Annotated in this window: 13 protein-coding genes; 2 read left to right on the top strand and 11 right to left on the bottom strand. The window is 59.9% G+C overall.

The genetic code is table 11. The features are described from left to right. Positions 1-32: 32 nt before the first annotated feature. The 6 genes from glyA to B6N23_RS10820 form a co-directional block, all read right to left on the bottom strand. Positions 33-1,337 carry a serine hydroxymethyltransferase gene (gene glyA, locus B6N23_RS10845; RefSeq protein WP_305498738.1) on the bottom strand — a complete coding sequence of 435 codons (1,305 nt, stop codon included), beginning with the start codon at positions 1,335-1,337 and terminating at the stop codon, positions 33-35. Between the two features lie 307 nt (positions 1,338-1,644). Then, a complete protein-coding gene (locus B6N23_RS10840; protein WP_305498736.1) occupies positions 1,645-2,700 on the bottom strand; it encodes a GlxA family transcriptional regulator in 1,056 nt (351 codons plus the stop codon). A 127-nt stretch (positions 2,701-2,827) separates the two neighbouring features. Beyond that, positions 2,828-3,529 carry an isochorismatase family protein gene (locus B6N23_RS10835; protein ID WP_300270446.1) on the bottom strand — a complete coding sequence of 234 codons (702 nt, stop codon included), beginning with the start codon at positions 3,527-3,529 and terminating at the stop codon, positions 2,828-2,830. A gap of 170 nt (positions 3,530-3,699) precedes the next feature. After that, entirely contained in the window at positions 3,700-5,217 is a 1,518-nt protein-coding gene (locus tag B6N23_RS10830; protein WP_305498731.1) for an NCS1 family transporter, read from the bottom strand. An 86-nt stretch (positions 5,218-5,303) separates the two neighbouring features. After that, positions 5,304-7,064: a hydantoinase B/oxoprolinase family protein gene (locus B6N23_RS10825; RefSeq protein WP_305498729.1), complete on the bottom strand. Its 1,761-nt coding sequence runs from the start codon at positions 7,062-7,064 to the stop codon at positions 5,304-5,306. A gap of 18 nt (positions 7,065-7,082) precedes the next feature. Further along, positions 7,083-9,176: a hydantoinase/oxoprolinase family protein gene (locus B6N23_RS10820; RefSeq protein ID WP_305498727.1), complete on the bottom strand. Its 2,094-nt coding sequence runs from the start codon at positions 9,174-9,176 to the stop codon at positions 7,083-7,085. Between the two features lie 223 nt (positions 9,177-9,399). On the opposite strand from B6N23_RS10820, the gene B6N23_RS10815 reads away from it, so the two are divergent. After that, positions 9,400-10,308 (top strand): LysR substrate-binding domain-containing protein, encoded by a 909-nt coding sequence (locus B6N23_RS10815; protein ID WP_305498725.1) that lies wholly within the window; start codon positions 9,400-9,402, stop codon positions 10,306-10,308. A gap of 91 nt (positions 10,309-10,399) precedes the next feature. Here B6N23_RS10815 and codA read toward each other — a convergent pair whose 3' ends face one another. From codA to B6N23_RS10795, 4 genes are all read right to left on the bottom strand, one after another. Continuing rightward, positions 10,400-11,677: a cytosine deaminase gene (codA, locus tag B6N23_RS10810; protein ID WP_305498722.1), complete on the bottom strand. Its 1,278-nt coding sequence runs from the start codon at positions 11,675-11,677 to the stop codon at positions 10,400-10,402. A gap of 19 nt (positions 11,678-11,696) precedes the next feature. Continuing rightward, positions 11,697-12,890, bottom strand: a complete 1,194-nt coding sequence (locus B6N23_RS10805) for a PucR family transcriptional regulator (protein ID WP_305498720.1) — start codon at positions 12,888-12,890, stop codon at positions 11,697-11,699. Positions 12,891-12,913: 23 nt separating this feature from the next. Continuing rightward, on the bottom strand, positions 12,914-14,170 hold the full coding sequence (gene codB, locus B6N23_RS10800) for a cytosine permease (RefSeq protein ID WP_305498719.1): 1,257 nt from the start codon (positions 14,168-14,170) through the stop codon (positions 12,914-12,916). A 379-nt stretch (positions 14,171-14,549) separates the two neighbouring features. Beyond that, the gene (locus B6N23_RS10795; protein ID WP_305498717.1) at positions 14,550-16,001 is read right to left on the bottom strand and encodes a sodium:solute symporter family protein; all 1,452 of its coding nucleotides are present in this window, start codon (positions 15,999-16,001) and stop codon (positions 14,550-14,552) included. Between the two features lie 273 nt (positions 16,002-16,274). Here B6N23_RS10795 and B6N23_RS10790 point away from each other — a divergent pair, with 273 nt between their 5' ends. Further along, positions 16,275-17,159, top strand: a complete 885-nt coding sequence (locus B6N23_RS10790) for a LysR family transcriptional regulator (RefSeq protein ID WP_251309176.1) — start codon at positions 16,275-16,277, stop codon at positions 17,157-17,159. A gap of 13 nt (positions 17,160-17,172) precedes the next feature. Here B6N23_RS10790 and B6N23_RS10785 read toward each other — a convergent pair whose 3' ends face one another. Further along, the gene (locus B6N23_RS10785) at positions 17,173-18,381 is read right to left on the bottom strand and encodes a M24 family metallopeptidase (protein WP_305498712.1); all 1,209 of its coding nucleotides are present in this window, start codon (positions 18,379-18,381) and stop codon (positions 17,173-17,175) included. Positions 18,382-18,614: the final 233 nt, after the last annotated feature.

Below are 18,614 nucleotides of genomic sequence, written 5' to 3'. Positions count from 1 at the left end.
GGCCCCGCCGAACGGGGCCGGTTCCACGGGGTTCAGGCGGTGGCGGTTTCGCGTGCCGGGGCTTCGCTGGAGGCGGTGGCGTAGACCGGATGGCGCTCGCAGAGCGCGGCGACCTTCTCGCGCACCTCGGCCTCCACGGCATCGCTGTTGCGCTGCTCGGCCAGCACATCGAGGATGTCGCAGATCCAGCCGGCCAGCTCGGTGCACTCGGCCGCATCGAAGCCGCGGGTGGTCACCGCCGGGGTGCCGATGCGCAGGCCGGAGGTGACGAAGGGGCTCTGGGGGTCGTTGGGCACGGCGTTCTTGTTGACGGTGATATGGGCGCGGCCCAGCGCCGCATCGGCGTCCTTGCCGGTCACACCCTGCTTGATCAGCGAAACCAGGAAGAGGTGGTCGTCGGTGCCGCCGGAGACGACGTCATAGCCGCGCTCCACGAACACCCCGGCCATGGCCCGGGCGTTGTCGATCACCCGCTGCTGGTACTGCACGAACGCCTGGCTCATGGCCTCCTTGAAGGCCACCGCCTTGGCGGCGATGACGTGCATCAGCGGACCGCCCTGCTGGCCCGGGAAGACCGCGCCATTGAGCTTCTTGTAGAGGTCCGCATCGCCGTGGGCGGAGAGGATCAGGCCGCCGCGGGGGCCGCGCAGGGTCTTGTGGGTGGTGGTGGTGACCACGTGGGCGTGGGGCAGCGGGCTCGGGTAGAGGCCGGCAGCGACCAGGCCCGCCACGTGGGCCATGTCGACCATGAACCAGGCGCCCACCTCGTCGGCGATGGCGCGGAAGCGGCGCCAGTCGACGACCCGGGCGTAGGCGGAGAAGCCGGCGATGATCAGCTTGGGCTTGTGGCTGCGCGCCAGGCGCTCGACCTCCTCGTAGTCGATCTCGCCGGTCTCCGGGTTCAGGCCGTACTGCACGGCGTGGTAGTGCTTGCCGGAGAAGTTCGGCGCCGCCCCGTGGGTCAGGTGGCCACCGTGGGCCAGGCTCATGCCCAGCACGGTGTCGCCCGGCTTGACCAGGGCCATGAAGGCCGCGGCGTTGGCCTGGGCGCCGGAGTGCGGCTGGACGTTGGCGTAGTCGGCGCCGAACAGGTCGCAGGCGCGGTCGATGGCCAGCTGCTCCACCACGTCGACGTGCTCGCAGCCGCCGTAGTAGCGCTTGCCCGGGTAGCCCTCGGCGTACTTGTTGGTCAGCTGGGTGCCCTGAGCCTCCATCACCGCCCGGCTGGCGTAGTTCTCGGAAGCGATCAGCTCGACGTGCGCCTCCTGGCGTACCACCTCATCGGCGATGGCGGCGGCGACCTGGGAATCGAAGGCGGCGAGAGAAATCGGGTTCATGACGGACTCCTGTTGTTATCGGTAGTGACGTGGCAGGCAGGTTATGACTCGAATCTATCGGTGACCCGCCCGCGTTAAAAATTTGAAATCCTTATGCGCAGATAACCGCTGCGCAGCTCATCGGGCTCACCCTCCGATTAAAGGCGAGGCAGGAAGACAAGAATTGAACAGATGCGACAGACTTCCGGAACGCCCGGGCCGAGCGGGAATCCCGAAAGCCTGCCTGCGCGGGCACGGGGGCGCCTCACGCGGGAGACATGGCACTCACCGTGACACTGGGGAAGGCGGCTGATCCGCCATGAGAAGATCAGAGCGCCGGACGGCCCTCGATATGCAGGAAGAAGGGGTCGACGCGATCGCCGCCCGGCTCACCGGCGCGCTTGCGCATCTCCGACGGCGGCATGCCGAAGGCGCTGCGGAAGTGGCGTGAGAAGTGGGCGGTATCGGCAAAGCCGCAGCGCTCGCCGATCTCGGTGATGCTCTTGCCGGTGTAGTGCAGCAGCCATACGCCGTAGCGCAGACGCAGGTCCCGGGCGAACTTCTGGGGCCCCACGCCCAGGGTTTCCTGAAAGCGGCGCTCCAGGTTGCGCCGCGAGGTGCCGACCCGCTCGGCCAGCGCCTCCATGGAGATCGCCTCGCCCAGGTGCTGCTCGAGCACGGCGATGGCGCGGCGCACCAGACGATCCTCGATCTTGCCGAACACCACCGGCTGCGGCTGGGGCTGGGTGCCGGCACGAGCCTCGTCGAGCAGCATGATATGCAGGCTCTTCATGGCCCAGGCCTTGCCCAGGTGGCGCTCGACCAGATAGGCGGCCAGATCGGCCGCCGCCGCGCCGCCCGCACAGGTGAGCCGGTCGCCGTCGTCGATGTAGAGGCGGTCGGCCACCGGCTGGATGGCCGGAAAGCGCTGCACCATGTCGCGGTGGTGGTACCAGCTGACGCAGCAGCGCCGCCCCGTCATCAGCCCCGCCTGGATCAGGGCGAAGACCCCGGTGCACAGCCCCACCAGCGGTACCCCGGCGCTGGCCGCCTGGCGCAGGTAGGCCAGGGCCGTGGTATCCGCCCGGTCGCGCTCGTCCTGAACGCCACCGATCACCACGATGTAGTCGAACTCGGCGGGCTCCCGAAACGACAGGCAGGGGGAAATGGCAGCGCCACAGCTGGAGACGGCCTCCTGGCCGGTGCTGGTCATGAAGGTCCAATGACAGTGCAGCGGGCGGCTGCGGTCCCCCTCGTCGGCGGCCAGCCGCAGGCAGTCGACGAAGGCGGCGAAGGGCAGTAGGGTGAAGCGGTGCAGCAGGACGAAGCCCACGGAGAGGGGCTCGCCTTGAGGGGAAGGATTGAGGGTCATGCCTGCCAGCATCGCATTACCGCCTGAGGGTCCGGTTCCGGCTGCCAGCATACTTTGTCGTGCAGCCAACCCGCCAAGCACAGAAAGCAGGCAGCGAGCCCGCGGGGCTCGCTGCCTGTTCGAAGAGCCGAGGAAAGGCTCAGGATTGGGACTGGGCGATGGTCTCGATGTAGTCGATGCAGCGATCGACGGACTCGACATCCCCGAACTTGGCATCGATATCGAACAGGTTCCAGGCGACGGCTCCCGGCACACGATCGCCGATGCACTCCTTGACCGCGATGGGACGGAAACCGTCGGCAATGCCGTCACAGATCGTCTGGCGCACACAGGCGCAGGCCGTCACACCGGTCACGAGGATGGTGTCGACGCCGTTGGCCCGCAGGATGCCGGCGAGTTCGGTGCCGTGGAAGGACGAGGCACGCTTCTTCAGCAGCGTATATTCACCCTCGACCGGGGCGATGCGCGAATCGATGGCCCACAGCTCCTTGTCGGCAAGATCGACGACATCGACGGGGATCTTGTTGTGCCACAGGCCCATATCGGTGAAGGGCGCGTTGCGATCGGTGATCTCGTAGGCCGTCGTCACGTGGATGACCGGCAGCTTCGCGGCGCGGAATGCCTTGAGGAGCCGCTGCATGCCGGGAATGATCTCGTTATCCATCTTCTCCTGGTCGCAGGTGAAGGGATTACCCGGACGGGTCCAGGCGTTGGCGAGATCCACACTCACCAGCGCCGGCTTCTTGCCGAAACCGACACGGCGTTGAAAGCCACGCTCCTGATAAAGCTTGGTAGATTCGTCGAAAGCCTGGGTCAGCATTGCCATCAGATCTTGGGACATTTCATTTGCTCCAGATAAAAGAAACTTGTTGCCTGGTTGAATGCACTTATAAGTCTTGTGCCGTTGGCAACTTGAAGATTAACCATACCGTTTGATGCCGTCTAATTACATTTTTGGGAAGATTGATGCCGCTCAGATCAACAATGCGTCCTGACCGGCATCGAGAAAGCTTATAGGTCCTCGCGAGAAATCCCTTTTTCCAGTTCACTGGATTGGACTCGCTTGAAGGCTCGCGTTTCCCGCTCATAAACCCAGTTATAACCCACGGTGGTTCCTAGGTAGTTATCGCCATCAGCCGCGGAACACTCAACCTGTGTAAACCGCTTCATCACGAACAGCCGCATGATGGCGAAGTAAATCAGCGCACCCAACAGGAAACCGAAGACAAATGCCCACTGCGACGAATAGAAGGCCACAGTGCCCGCCACCGCCCACGCAATGATGCCTGCCGGATTGAATCCCTTGAAGTAATAGAACTGGCCGCCCTCCCGATAAAGCTCGGGTACGTTCAGGCGCCTTTTCCTGAGAAGATAATAATCGGCCACCATGATGCCACCGATGGCAGAAAGAAAGGCTCCATAAGAGAAAAGGAAGGTGAAAAGGTTATCAAGAATCTTCCAGGGCATGAACAGCGTACCCCCTACTGCGGCCATGGCCACCGCAACAGGATAGGACACCCTGGGTGCTCCAGCATTGACAAAGGCGAGCGCCGCAGGGATCAGGTTGGCCGCATTGTTGGTGGACCATTGCGCAAGTATTACGAGAACCAGGAGAATAATCAGGCTCAGGCCCTCACCCTGCCCCTGGATGACGGTGACAGGGTTCCAGTCACCTGCGGCAATAAAGGATACGGCACCGATCAAGGCGATCCAGGCTTGAGTGGCGGGAAGCGCAAGCAGCTGCGCCAGCAGTACATTCTTGTTACGATGAAAGAAACGCCTTTCGCCAGAGGGAGATTTTACAAAGCGCGTAATGTTAGGAATATCAATGGCCAAGGTAGACCAGAACGCCACATTGGCGAGAAAGAGAGTGAGAACCGTTATATTCTGATCGCCGACAAACCTCCATATATTGATACCTTGAGTTTGTGCAAGAACATCTAGCGTAAAGTACATCCAGATAGAAATCGCCAGAATGGCAGGGGCCGCAATAGCGGCGAGTCGTTCGACCGCCTTGATGCCCATCGCCGTATTGGCCACCTGAACAGCAGCAAAAACAACATACCAAAGGGCCCAGCTTGAGAAACCGGTCAGATACTCAAAGATACCGTTTAGCGCCAATGCCCCGAGATAAGTTTGAATGCCGAACCAGATGGCTGCCACGATACCGCGAAACACAGATGGGAAGTGGGTGCCGTAGACACCGAAGGGAGCTCTCAAGTAGACAGAGAATGATAGCCCATGCTCGGTCCCTATGTCAGCGGTCAACAGCATCAACAAGGCCAGCACCACATTGGCAAAGAAAATTATCAGCACAACATTCGCGAGTGGCACACCGGTAATGCCATTGGCGCCTAGCTGAAAGGTGGCAATCATTACAGCGATACCCACCCAGATCCATACGAATCCGAGGGCGCTAATCGGCCTCTGATTATTGGAAACGGGAAGTATGGATTCTTCCAGGAGATGATTCTTTTCAGACTCTTTTGACAAAGAGCTGCTGGCAACACCAGTATCTGATGTAGTCATGGGTTTACCCTTGAGATATTGAGATTGTTCGTCGGGAAAGGAAACAGGGGTGAGAAGTGACCCTTCACCCCTGTTTTCTGGTGGTCTCAGCCCCCCATTTCACTGCGCCTCGCGGCCGTTGCTAATCGATCGATCTCGAGGTTCTTGTCGAGTACGACACCATAGGCCTCATAGGCGTGTTCTACGGTACAGAAATCATCAAGAACGTCTTCCCTCACCTGTTCAGGGGGGCGCTCCAGGGGGTTGCCATACCCTCCACCACAGGGAGCATAGAATGCCATGACATCATTGGCCTTGGTGGCATACCCGGAGAACTTGGAGGGCATGCTCTTGACCTCTCCCTTGGAGTCGTAGTTGTAAATGTCACATTTTCCAACGGCCCCCTCCGATCCACCGAAGGCTCCCCAGGGAACATGGGTATGTCGCTCACTTTCGTGTGTGATGAAGCCTGGCGTCAGAACGCGCTGGGCTTTGACAACACCGATACCGCCCCGGTACTTTCCTGCACCAGGCATGACATCATCGCGCAGCTCGTACCGATCACAGATCATTGGCAGATGCATGCCCAGGTCCTCGATGGGATTATTCCGGGTATTCGCCATCAGGTTATCGATCGAGTCCGGGCCGTCAGAGTGGGGTCGTCCACCATAGGCGCCCTCGTTGACTTCGAGGAAGACCCAGTAATTCCCATCGTCCTTCACGCCGGCATAGGAGGCAAAGGAAATGGCAGCGGAACTTCCAGCGATGGTCTGGTCAGGAAGAACCGGAGCCAACGCCTTGATGATCAGGTCGATCATCATATTACACTGCGTAAAGCGCGCCTCAGCGGCTGCCGGGAAAATGGGGTTGAATATGGTGCCCTCTGGTGCGAAGACATCAATGGGTCGAAAGGAACCCTCATTCGACGGAATGGGAACTTCCAGCTTGCTGGCGTCAAGAAGCAACTTCCTGAAACCGGCATAGGCCGCCACCTTGCAGGAGCCTTCGAAAGGAACATTGTATGCGGTAGGCGTCTGATCGGCTGACCCTGTCAGATCGACGGTCACGGAATCTCCCTTGACCTTTACCGTTACCACGACGGGCAGCTGCACCTCACGGTTTCTTCCATCGTCGTCAAGAAACCCTTCTGCCCTGTACTCACCGTCGGGTATCTCGGCAATCTTGTTTCTCAGCATTTTCTCGGAGTAGTCCATCAGCTGGTAAATGGCCGAGAATGTGAACTCTTTCCCATACTTATCAAGCAGCTGCTGAAACCGTCTGACCCCGAGCTGGGCCGAGGCTATCTGAGCCTCGATATCTCGCATCAGCTGCACAGAGGCCCGGCTGTTAGCCGTGATCATCTTCGCAAGGCCTTCGTTCTTCTGGCCCTTCTCATAAAGCTTCAGGCCTGCAAACAGCATCCCTTCTGCATAGACATCGCCCACATCGATGATAAGCCCAGGCGTTGCGGCACCAATATCGATATGGTGAGCCGTATTGGCAGAGAACCCGACCAGCTCTCCTTGATAAAAAATCGGGATAATGATCGCCAGGTCCGGAGTATGACTTGAACCGTAGTATGGATGATTATGAACAACCACATCCCCCTCATGCCACTCGCCGCCCTGGAGGGTCTGCTCGACGCCTCTCAGGTAAGCCGGGATTGACCCGATGTGCATTGGCGTCGACTCTGACTCACAGATCGTCTGATAGTCTTTATCAAACAGGCCGGCACCCAGGTCCTGTGACTCCCGAATGATCGAAGAGAACGACATCCTGTAGAGAACATGCCCCATTTCTTCGGCAATGGTGTCCAGTGCGCCACTTATCACTTGCATGGTGATAGGGTCAACTTTCTTGTTTTCCATCTTGCTACCCTCTCTGCCTTAGCTGGATTTCGAGATCATCAGATTTCCGAATCTTGATACAGATGCGCTCCACCCCGGCGGCACTAGAGACGTGGAGTCATCCTGCATGATCAGTGCAGGACCGGAAATAACATGGCCCCTCATGAGTTTGCTTCGGTCGTAGCGAGGCGTAATGAGAGTTTGACCAGCGTCAAACGTGGTTTCTCTTTCATACATGAAAGCTTCTTCAAGACTGTTGCCTTCGGCTGGCGCCAGCTCCTTCCATTCCAGAATTCTTGAGGCAGACTCGCCGACGACACGAAGTGTCACGAGCTCGACTTCAGCCTCATCGTATCGATAGCCGTAATCGGTATCATGCTGCCGGTGGAAATTCTCGATCACTTGTTGAATCGAATCGCTGCTCAGTTCACCGTCTGGTATTTCGGCTCGAAGCTCGAAGCCTTGGCCATGATAGCGACACTCGGCAAACCGAGTCAGTCTGATGTGAGAAGGCTCCACACCATCCTTGATCAGCTTGTTTGTGGCCTCGTCATCAAGATCCTTGAGCAGCGACTGAAGCACCTCGAACTGATTGCCACGAATTGAGGTCAGTTCGCACAGATATGACCTCGTCACCTCGTACTGAAGGCTGGTGGTCAACAGCCCGGCGGCTGACGTGATGCCAGGTGCAGGAGGGGCGATCACGCCTTTTGCATTCACTTCCTCTGCCAGTGCTGGGCCATGAACGGGCCCAGCCCCTCCGAATGGCATCAGCATGAACTCCCTGGGGTCCACTCCCCTGGCGACCGAATTGGAGCGAATGGCAAGTGCCATGTTGTTATTGACGATCTTGATTATTCCGAGCGCAGCGTCCTTGACACTCATTCCGAGGGGGTCAGCAATCTTTTCCTTGATGGCCTTATGGGACAGGCTAGCGTCGATCTTCAGATCCCCACCCAGCATCTGGTCCGGATCCAGCCGGCCCAGAAGAATATTGGCGTCTGTTACCGTCGGCTCTTCCCCTCCACGCCCATAGCAGGCCGGGCCAGGCATTGACCCCGCCGAGCGCGGTCCCACCTGAAAACCACCTGCCTCATCGATATAGGCAATTGAACCACCGCCGGCACCGATGGTGATCAGGTCAATCATGGGAACCATCACCGGATGCCCAGCCACATAAGAATCCCGTGGATTCATGATCTTGATATCACCCTCTGCCAGGGTAGATATATCGGCCGAGGTCCCACCGATATCCACGGTGATAATATTCTTTTCCGCATCGAGATCGGCAAAGAAGCTTCCACCGATAACACCGCCGGCCGGCCCTGACATCAGAATATTTACCGGCTTCTCACAGCAGCTATCTACTGTCGCTAGCCCGCCATTGGATTGAATGATTCTCAAGTCAGCATCAATGCCATGCTCCTTGAGCTGACGCTCGAGATTATTCAGGTACATTGATGTCTTGGGACCTACATAGGCGTTCATCGCGGTGGTGGAAAACCGCTCGTATTCCCTCATGGCATCTACAACTTCACATGAGCAACACACATAAGCGTCCGGCATCTCTTCCAGTACGATCTCTTTCGCCCTGAGCTCATGGTCCTTGTTGAGAAAGGAGAAGAGAAAACCGACAATTACCGACTTGATCCCTGCGTCCTTGAATTTTCTGGCTGCCTGCCGGACCTCTTCTTCATCGAGGGGCACTTCCACCTCACCGGAGGGGGGCAGGATTCGCTCGGAAATGGGAATTCGGTGCCGTCGCTTCACCAGCGGATTGGATTGCCAGGGAACATCAAAGTGGAGGGAAAAGTTGTGAGGCCGCTTGTGCCTGCCGATATGGAGAATATCCCTGAAGCCCTTGGTGGTCAGCATGCCCACTTCGGCCCCGTTGTGTTCTATGGAGATATTCGTCGCCACGGTTGTGCCGTGCACGATAGTGCTGACCTCACTCCTCTGGATTCCTGCCTTGTCACATACCTCCAGAACACCTTGCAGAACGCCTATCGACTGGTCCTGCGTCGTACTCGGCACCTTGTGCCGGAAGGTTCCAGCGCCTACGGAATCAGAAGAGAAAGTCTCCAGAATGATATCGGTGTTGGTCCCTCCGACATCTCCTCCAATACGAGCCATCTTGCACCTCACAATAATTGTTTGATCAAGCTACAGACAGCAAGCCAATGGCCTGATACATCGCCAAGGTCTTGAGCCGTCATCGTGGTATAATTCCCTGTTACTCCCCAGGCCATGGAACCAGCTTAGAGGCCATATAATCACGACTTGACATCTGAAATCCTAGAATCTATCACTCATTACGTCTAATGCCGTTTCCACAAAGATTATTGCCGGTGAGCGCATGAATATACGATTCGATCTACGCCAGGTGAGGGCCTTTCTCGCCGTCGCCAGCACCCTGCATTTCAAGCAGGCTGCGGAGACACTGTGCATCACACAGCCCGCCCTCAGCCGCCTTATCAAGGGCTTGGAAGAGAGCATCGGGGCCGAACTTTTCTTAAGAACAACCCGGCAGGTAGAGCTGACCATGGCTGGCAAGCTCTTCATGGAGGAGTGCCAGCAAGCCATCACCCACCTGGAGCGGGCCACCCATCTTGCTCAGCAGGCCGCCAGCGGCGATATCGGCCATCTCTCCATTGCCTATAACGACTTTTCCATCAATGGCGTACTGCCCAGCATCCTGGACACCTTCAAGGAGAAGTATCCCGATATCTCTGTAGACCTTGTCTATATGCCATCACACACTCAGCACAAGGCGCTGCTGGATCATGAGATCGATGTGGGCTTTCTCATTGGCCCACTGGCACTTGATGGCATAGATACCTTTCGTGCGGCCCTCGAGCGCATCGTGGTCATTCTTCCCAAGCGCCACCGCCTGGCCGGGAGAAAGCAGCTGAGCCTCAAGGAGCTGGCTGACGAGAAGTTCATTCTCGGCACGGAAAGTGGCTGGAGTGAGTTTCGCCACTATATATTCACGATCTGCATGAACGCCGGCTTTACTCCCCAGGTGGTACAGGAGGCCAGTACCAGCAGCGGTATCTTTGGCCTGGTAGCAGCCAACATGGGCGTCTCCTTGTATTCTGACTGCATCAAACGTTTCCAACGTGATGACATCGCCATTGTTCCATTGGATCGGGATGATTACTCCGTTGAAACCATTGCCGCCTGGAGCTGCGCTTACGCCACTCCCAGCTCCCGGCTTTTTCAGGAACTACTTCACGACAAGCTCAGCGGCCATGATCTCGGCTGATCCAACGCCGGGAGCCGTCTGTCATCAAGGTGGACAAGACCCCTTTCATTCTTGAATGGCCACGGACAAGCTCCCTCCATGGCCATTTGGCTCAGGCCAGCTCGGCAACCGCGCGTCGGGTGTCACGGGGTTCACCCGTCGGGACGACCTGCGCTGGCACCCGCTGCATCAGGATGCGCCCCTGACGAACCGACATCAGCACCTCGCCCTGCTTGCGCACCACGCTGTAGTCATCTTCCCCATCCAGCAGGATGAAGTTGCCCGGCCTGCCCACCTCGATGCCGTAGCGCGCGCTGATGTTCAGGGTCCGGGCGCCGTTGTCGGTGATCAGGTCGAGTGAGCGACTGAAGTCCTGATAGCCCATCATGTGGCAGATGTGCAGCCCGAAATCGAGCGTCCTCAGCAGCTTGCCGTTACCCAGGGAGTACCAGGGGTCACAGATCGAGTCTTCGGCGAAGCAGACGTTGATACCCGCCTCGTCCAGCTCCTTGACGCGGGTCAGGCCGCGCCGCTTGGGATAGCTGTCGAACCGCCCCTGCAGATGGATGCTTTCCGTCGGGCAGGAGATGAAGTTGATTCCAGAGCGCTTCAGCAACCGGAACAGTCGAGAGCAGTAGGCGTTGTCATAGGAGCCCATGGCAGTGGTATGACTGGCCGTGACCCTGGGCCCCAGGTCATTGAAGAGCGCCTCGGCGGCGAGCACCTCGAGGAAGCGCGAGTTCGGGTCGTCGATCTCGTCGCAATGGACATCCACCAGCCTGTCGTACTTGATCGCCAGTTCGATGACCTTCTTCATGGAGGCCTCGCCCAGCTCACGGGTGTACTCGAAGTGGGGAATCCCGCCAATCACGTCGGCACCGATCTCCAGCGCCTCTTCCATCAGCGCCAGACCACCGGCGAAGGAGAGCAGGCCCTCCTGGGGGAAGGCGACCACCTGGATCTCTACCCGGTCCTTGAGCTCGTCGCGCATGGCACACAGGGTACGCAGGCCGATCAGGCTGGGGTCCGTGATATCGGCGTGGGTGCGGATATGCTGCACGCCGTTCTCGATGAGCAGTGTCACCGTCTGCTGCACGCGCCGGCGGATATCCGCCTCGGTCAGCATCGGCTTGCGTTCACTCCAGCGCTCGATGCCTTCGAACAGCGTGCCGGTCTGGTTCCAGTTGGGCTCACCGGCCGTCATCGCGGCATCCAGGTGGATATGCGGCTCCACGAAAGGGGCACAGAGCAGCTTCCCCCCGGCATCGACCTGTCCTCCGTCAGCGGAGAGTCGGCTGCCCTGAACCCTTATGGCCGAAAAGACGCCGTTGGTGATGGTCAGGGTATGGAGGTCGGACGAGTGCCGCAGACGGGCATTGATGATTTCCATGGTCTACCTCTTGCTGGTATCACGGGGTGTCGAGGGTGTGATGCGCAAACAGCATCTGTTCGATCAGCAGTGCATTCTGGACATTGAGGCGTGCATGCGGGTCCTGGAGCGAAATACCCACCAGCTGCTCGAAGCGCTTGAGCCGCTGCCGCAGCGTATTGCGGTGAATCCCGAGCGACGCAGAGGCCTGCTGCAGATTGCCGAAGCTGTCGAGAAAGCGCCTGAGCGTCTGCTTCAGTTCATTGGCATCACCATCGCGGGCAAAGCAGAGTGGACCCAGCTGCTGCTGGCAGAACGTCACCAGCGCGCTCCGCTGAGGAATGGCGGCAAACAGCCGCGCGATGCCCAGCCGTTCATGGAAGAAGAGGCGGCTGCCCTGGTGCTGACGGGCAAACTGCAGCGCCTGGCAGGCCTGCTCGGCCGCATCGGCAAGCTGGCACAGGTCAGCGTGCCGCTCGCTGACACCGGCATGCAGAGTCCCGTCGGGCTGCAGCGACTGAAGGGCCGCCAGCGCCTGCTCCAGTTCGTCGGGAAGCTCCGCCATGGCCTCCGAGCTGGCAGGCCACAGCATGAGCCAGCTCTGCGCCTGCTGAAGGACTGGCCACCGGATACCGCGTCGCTCGAGCAGGGCCGTGATCCGCTGTTCCAGCAATTCCTGCTGCTGGGCAGTGGGGGCGAGGCTACCCGCCTCGTCCGCGGCACCCTGCAGACGCACGGCCATCACCACGTAACCGCCCTCGACGCAGAGACCTAGCTCCCTGGCACGCAGCTCGATCAACTCTGGCGCGCCTGCCGCGCCATTGAGCAGTCGCGACAGGAACAGCTTCGCCGACTGGCCCGCCAGGCGGTCCTGCACGATGGCGTTGCTGAGCGTTTCGGTCACCGACACCAGCGGCAGGGCATAGGGCTGTTCGAAGAGTGGGCAGCCAAGCGCATTGGCCAGGCTGATGACGCTGGAGGGTATCGCCGCCATGCCCTCGGGGCCGACGAGGAAGACGACACCCGCCACCCGCTGCTCCACCGCCTCGCGAAGCAGCTGCTGCAGCTCCTCCTCGCTCCGCCGCCGCCCGATGCCGGTCACGAAGACCAGCTCCCCACCGCGTACCCAGGGCGAGAGGCTGGGGCTCTCGGCAATATAGGGCCAGCGAATGACATTCTGGCTGCCCTGTAGACCGGCCTTCAGGCGAATGCCTTCCAGGCCGGGCAGGCGCACGATGTCGGCACAGCAGATCGCCATCAGCCCTTCACCATTCGCAGCGAGGCCATGCGCAGCGGCAGGTGATGAAGCACCCCGTAGCCGACCACGGCCGCGAGCACACCTACCACCGGGGGCAGCACGGGAGAGCCGTAGGCGACCGCTGAGCCGAAGGCGTAGGCACCCAGGCCTTGCCAGTTGAAGGCGGGCAGGTTGGCCTCGGCCAGGGTGGGATACTGACCCTTATGCTTGAGCCAGAAGTCGGCCATGATCACGCCGCCGATGGGGGGGATGAAGGTGCCCAGCAGCAGCAGGAAGGGAATGAGCAGGTTGTACATGCCACCGATCGCCAGCACGGTCCCCACCAGCGCGCCGGCCACCGTGACAACCCGGCGCTTGTCGATCCGCAGCAGATTGCAGCCGGCAACGGCAAAGTTGTAGATGGTGTTGTCCTGGGTGGTCCAGATGTTGAGGAACAGCATCAGCACGGCGATGGTCACGAAACCCTGTGCCATCAGCACATCCACGATATCCGCCTGCTGGTAGACCAGCGCACCGAAGGCGCCGGTCAGCACCATCAGTCCGTTGCCGACGAAGAAGGCGGCCAGGGTCGCGATCACCGCAATCTTGGGCGTGCGAGCGAAGCGGGCCCAGTTGGTCGCCTGGGTGCCCCCGCTGATGAAGGTACCGATCACGATGGTGATGGCCGCCGTCACATTCATGCTGCCAGTGGGGGTCTGCGCGGCCAGGCCGCCGAACCCGCCGATATCGATCAGCCCCCGGTAGAGGCTGATCAGGATGAACACCAGCATGGCCGGCACGGCAAACCGGGAGAGCAGGTCCAGCCCCCGGTAACCCACCATGGCCGTCAGGCAGAAGGCCAGGCCGAAGGCCACCATCAGCGGCATCGTGAAGGCATCCGGGATACCTGTGGCCTTGACCAGCACCAGGGCAATGGTCGCGGTGCCCCAGGCGTACCAGCCGATCTGGGTAAAGCCGAGAATGGCATCGGACAGCTTGCTGCCCAGCTCACCGAAGCAGAAGCGGCCCATCAGCACCGAGTTGAGGCCGCTCCGGCAGGCAATATAAGCCAGCGTGGCCGCGTAGCCGCCCAGCAGCAGGTTGCCGATCAGGATGATCCACAGCAGCTCGCCAATCGCGAAGGCTTCGCCGAGGGCGCCGCCGGCCCACATCGTGGAGGTGAAGAAGGTGAAGCCCAGCAGCACGAGCGAGGTAGAGATGAGCCCCTTGCGGGCCTCCCGGGGAACTTCGCTGAGGGGGTAGTCGGAATTTTCCATGCGTCACTCCTGGATTCGGGTCATCGAGGAACTGTCTGCATGGATCTTTGCAAGGGGTGTGCCATCGCCCGGCATCCGAGGAGTACGATGGCTGGAGCTGTCGATGATGGCCAAGGAATGACTGGCCCAGGTGTGCATAGTGCACACCCGATCGCCCTCACGCCCCCGAGCGTCGGGCGAGCGCTGCGTCCCATGCACCAGCACCGACCATCAGGCACTGTTGCGGTGCAGCATCTCCTCTGCCCGAGCGCATCCTCAAGCCAAGATAACAACACACGTCGGAAGGAGGAGCCTGCCAGCTCCTAGCTGAGGGCGCTGGACAGGCTGAAGACGCCGAGCCATTGGTTCAGCGTCTTCATACAGGCTTTAGCGACAAGATCTAGGCACGCTGACTTTGACCGCTCGGTTGGCGGTTCAGCAGGGAGATGCCCACATAGCAGGCCGAGGAGACGGCACAGCCGGTCAGCGGACCGATCAGCCAGCCCACGTCGGCGAAGAGCATCATGTAGCCGCTGGTGAAGAAGCCCACCAGCATGGCACTGAGTGCCCCCCAGGCGCTGCCCTGCCAGAAGGTAGAGATGAACACCGGGCCGATCATGCTGGCCAGCAGGGTGCCGGAGCCGAGGATCCCCAGCCAGGAGAGCATGAAGGGCGGGGCATAGAGCATCATCAGCAGGGCCACGATGCCCAGCACCACCACCGCCGAACGGTTGATCGTCAGCGCCAGACGCTCGCTGGAGACCGCTCCGAACAGCGACAGGCGCAGGTCATGGGAGGTCGCCGAGGCCACCGTATGCAGCAGCGAGTTGGCGGTGGACTTCATGGCGAAGATGATGAACAGCGTGATCACCCCCTGGATCGCCGGGTGCATGAACTGCTCCAGGTAGACCGGCATCGCCATGTCGGGGTCGGCCAGGTCGGGCACATGCATGCGCACGTAGAGCCCCACGATGGGGATCAGGCTCAGCAGGGCCCCCAGGATGGCCCCATAGACGCCCACCTTGTGCAGCTTGACGTCCGGCCTCATGGCCAGGAAGCGGATGGCCATGTAGGGCAGCACGGCCGCGAACAGGAAGGCATAGGGCAGCACCAGGAAGACGGTGCCGATGGAGTCGCCGTAGTGTGCCCCGGTGGTGGGGTTGAGCAGCTCCGGGTCGATGGCGTTGAGCGACGCCTCCCAGGTGCCCAGGTCCACCGAGGTGAGGATCTGCACCAGGATGATGACCGCCGCCAGGGCCATGCCGCAGACCATGACCGTATCGGTCCAGGCGACGGCAGCCAGGCCACCGAGCATGGTGTAGATGATGATGACCGAGACCATCAGGAAGGCGCTCTGGTTGAGCTCGATCCCTAGCCAGCTGGCACCGAGCAGCCCCACCGCCTTTATCTGGCTGGTCAGGAACACCATCAGCAGCAGGATGGTGATGAACCCGGCAACACCCTGGAGCACCCGCCCCATGGCACCGCCGCCATGGCTCTGGGCGATATACTCAGGAATGGTGTTGCTGCCCATCTCCAGAGCGCGTCGCTGCAGGAAGCGCGCGAAGTAGAGCACCGCGATCATCATGGCGGGGGCGAAGAAGAAGTTGCCCAGCACCTCGATGGCGCCGAACTGGTAGGTGACGCCGGGGGAGCCCATGAAGCCCCAGCCGCTGAAGCCGGTGGCCACGATGGTGCCGGCCGCCACGAAGGCCCCCAGCGAGCGCCCGGCCACCAGAAACCCGCCCTCATCGCTCTTGTTCATGTATTTTGACGAGAGAAAGCCCAGATAGATCAGCAGGCCAAAGGTGAGGAGCAGAAGCCCCCAATTGAAAACCTTGTAAGCATCCATGGTCACCTCCTCAATGAGCTTTCAGCGGATTTATGCTTCAGCTCCCTGCGGAGGTAGGCTGCACCAGCATGGATCAGCATATAGAAAGTTAGCACCAGAAAGGTGCTCAACACCCAGGAATTCATTTGCACACCCTCTTGTCATTATCGAAAGGTCTCAGCGTCCTGTTACTGCATTGCCTTACCTGGCCCTATCAAGGTATTTTACAGTCATGTTGGCAAGCCAATTTGAAAAACAAATTCTCACATAAGGCACAACAATGGGCTGAACCAGATGAAAAACATACCCACAGACTTGCTGAGAACCTTTGTGACCATCAAGGACCTCGGTGGATTCACCAGTGCGGGCGAGCTGTTAGGACGCTCACAACCCGCGATAAGCCTACAGATAAAGAAGCTCGAAACGCTGCTAAATACTCAGATATTTCTCCGAGGCTCCAGCCTGGAGCTCACAGAAGATGGAGAATATCTTTATGGCGCAGCCAAACAGCTTCTCGAAATCAATGATCGCGTGATATCACGCATGGGAGGGGATAGTGTTTCCGGGAAGGTAAGGCTCGGAATTCCCAATGACTTTGAACTTGCATTTCTTCCCAAGGCACTTAGAAACCTGACACGCACCTATCCGAACATCATGGTCGAAGTAGACTGTGATATCAGCAAGTCAATCTACCAAAGATTCCAAAAAAACCTCTACGACATCTGTCTTGTCATGGAGCCAGAAAAGGAAAATGAAAGCAGGGATGGAAGAGACTACAGACTGGATCAGCTCGTCTGGGTCATGAACCACGAAGGGCTTGTTGAGGAGAGCACTCTGCCACTGGTGACCTACCCACAGGGCTGCATCTATCGAGCAATGCTGGAGTCCAGGCTAGAGCAGATAGCAAGGCCTTACCGTGTTGCCTACACGAGCCCAAGCCTACTCGGAATACTCTCGGCCGTCGAAGAAGGCCTTGGCCTCACGGCCATGGCCTCTTCGGTGGTGCCGTCGCATTTCACTGCAGCAAAGGAGACAGCACAACTGCCTGCTCTCGGCGCTGTGAGTATCGGCCTCTACTATCGTGAGCATGAGCTCAGCGTAGCTACCCGGCACGTTCTTGACTTTCTCCGTGCCGGGCTGGCCAATCTGGCGCCCCCCTCCATGCTGGGAGGGCGCTAGCTCACTGCAGCCATCAGCGGATGATATTGTGCTCCGGGCCGTACGGGAAACCAGTGATGTTCTCGGCCCCGTGCTCGTTGAGCACCAGGATGTCGTGCTCGCGGTAGCCACCGGCTCCCGGCCGCCCTTCCGGGATCATGATCATCGGCTCCATGGAGACGACCATGTTGGGTTCGAGCACCGTTTCGATATCCTCGCGCAGCTCGAGGCCCGCCTCGCGACCGTAGTAGTGGCTCAGGGTGCCGAAGGAGTGGCCGTAACCGAAGGTGCGGTACTGCAGCAAGTCGTGCTTGGCGAAGATCTCGTTGAGCTCGTGGGCGATGTCGCAGCAGCGTACGCCGGGCTTGATCAGCTCCTGTCCACGGCGATGCACCTCGCAGTTCACTTCCCACAGGCGCAGGTGCTCGTCGGAGGCGTGGCCGAGGAAGAGGGTGCGCTCCAGGGCGGTGTAGTAGCCCGAGATCATCGGGAAGGTATTCAGGCTGAGGATGTCACCGGGCTGCACCCGGCGGGTGGTCACCGGGTTGTGGGCGCCGTCGGTGTTGATGCCGGACTGGAACCAGACCCAGGTGTCCATCAGCTCGCTGTTGGGGTAGGTCTTGGCGATCTCGCGCACCATCGCCGCCTGACCGGCCAGCGACACCTCATACTCCGGCACCCCGGCATGGATGGCATCGCGCACGGCCACGCCGCCCACGTCGGCGATGCGCGCGCCCTGGCGAATCAGCGCGATCTCCTCGGCGGACTTGATCATGCGCAGCTTCATGGTGGGCACGCCGATATCCACCAGCTCCACGTCGCCCAGGGCGTCCATCAGCTTCTGCTGGTTCTGCAGGGTCAGGTGGTCGTACTCGACGCCCACTCGCCGCTTGCCTTCGCAGAGCTGCTTCACGGCCTTGAAGAAGTTGTCCTTCTGCCAGTCGGTGTAGACGATGTTGTCGCCGAGGCGATTGCGGCGATAGGGCTGGCCGCCGTCGATGTTGGCCGTCACCGTGGTGAAGCGATCCTGGGTGACCACCAGGCCGTAGTCGCGCCCGAACTTGCAGTAAACGAAATCGCTGAAGTAGTTGATGTTGTGGTAGGAGGTCAGCACCACCGCCTCGACGTCGTTCTGGGCCATGTAGTCGCGCAGGCGGGCCAGGCGGCCCTGCATCTCGGCGTCGGAGAAGGTCGGGGTGACCTTGTCGCCGTTGGGAATCTCGATCAGTGACGGCAGTTTCATGTTGTTGTCTCCTCTGGGTCCGTGGGATCGACTCACCAGCCGGGTGCCTGCGGCCCTCTCGGAGTCGGCCGCCGTTCCCCTTCGCGTGTCTGTGTTGTGTCGACTGCTGGTGATTCGACTATGGCCAGAGGCACCCTGCGCGACCAATGACTAGTGCAAATGCCGCCATTGGTGGTCGAAATACTAAACATAAACAAGGCATTACGAGGCAACCAAGTAGACCGCCGACGAAT

This window comes from Halomonas alkalicola, assembly GCF_030704205.1.
In the GTDB taxonomy this organism is placed as follows: Bacteria; Pseudomonadota; Gammaproteobacteria; order Pseudomonadales; family Halomonadaceae; genus Halomonas; species Halomonas alkalicola.
This window is presented reverse-complemented; position numbering and strand designations above follow the sequence as displayed.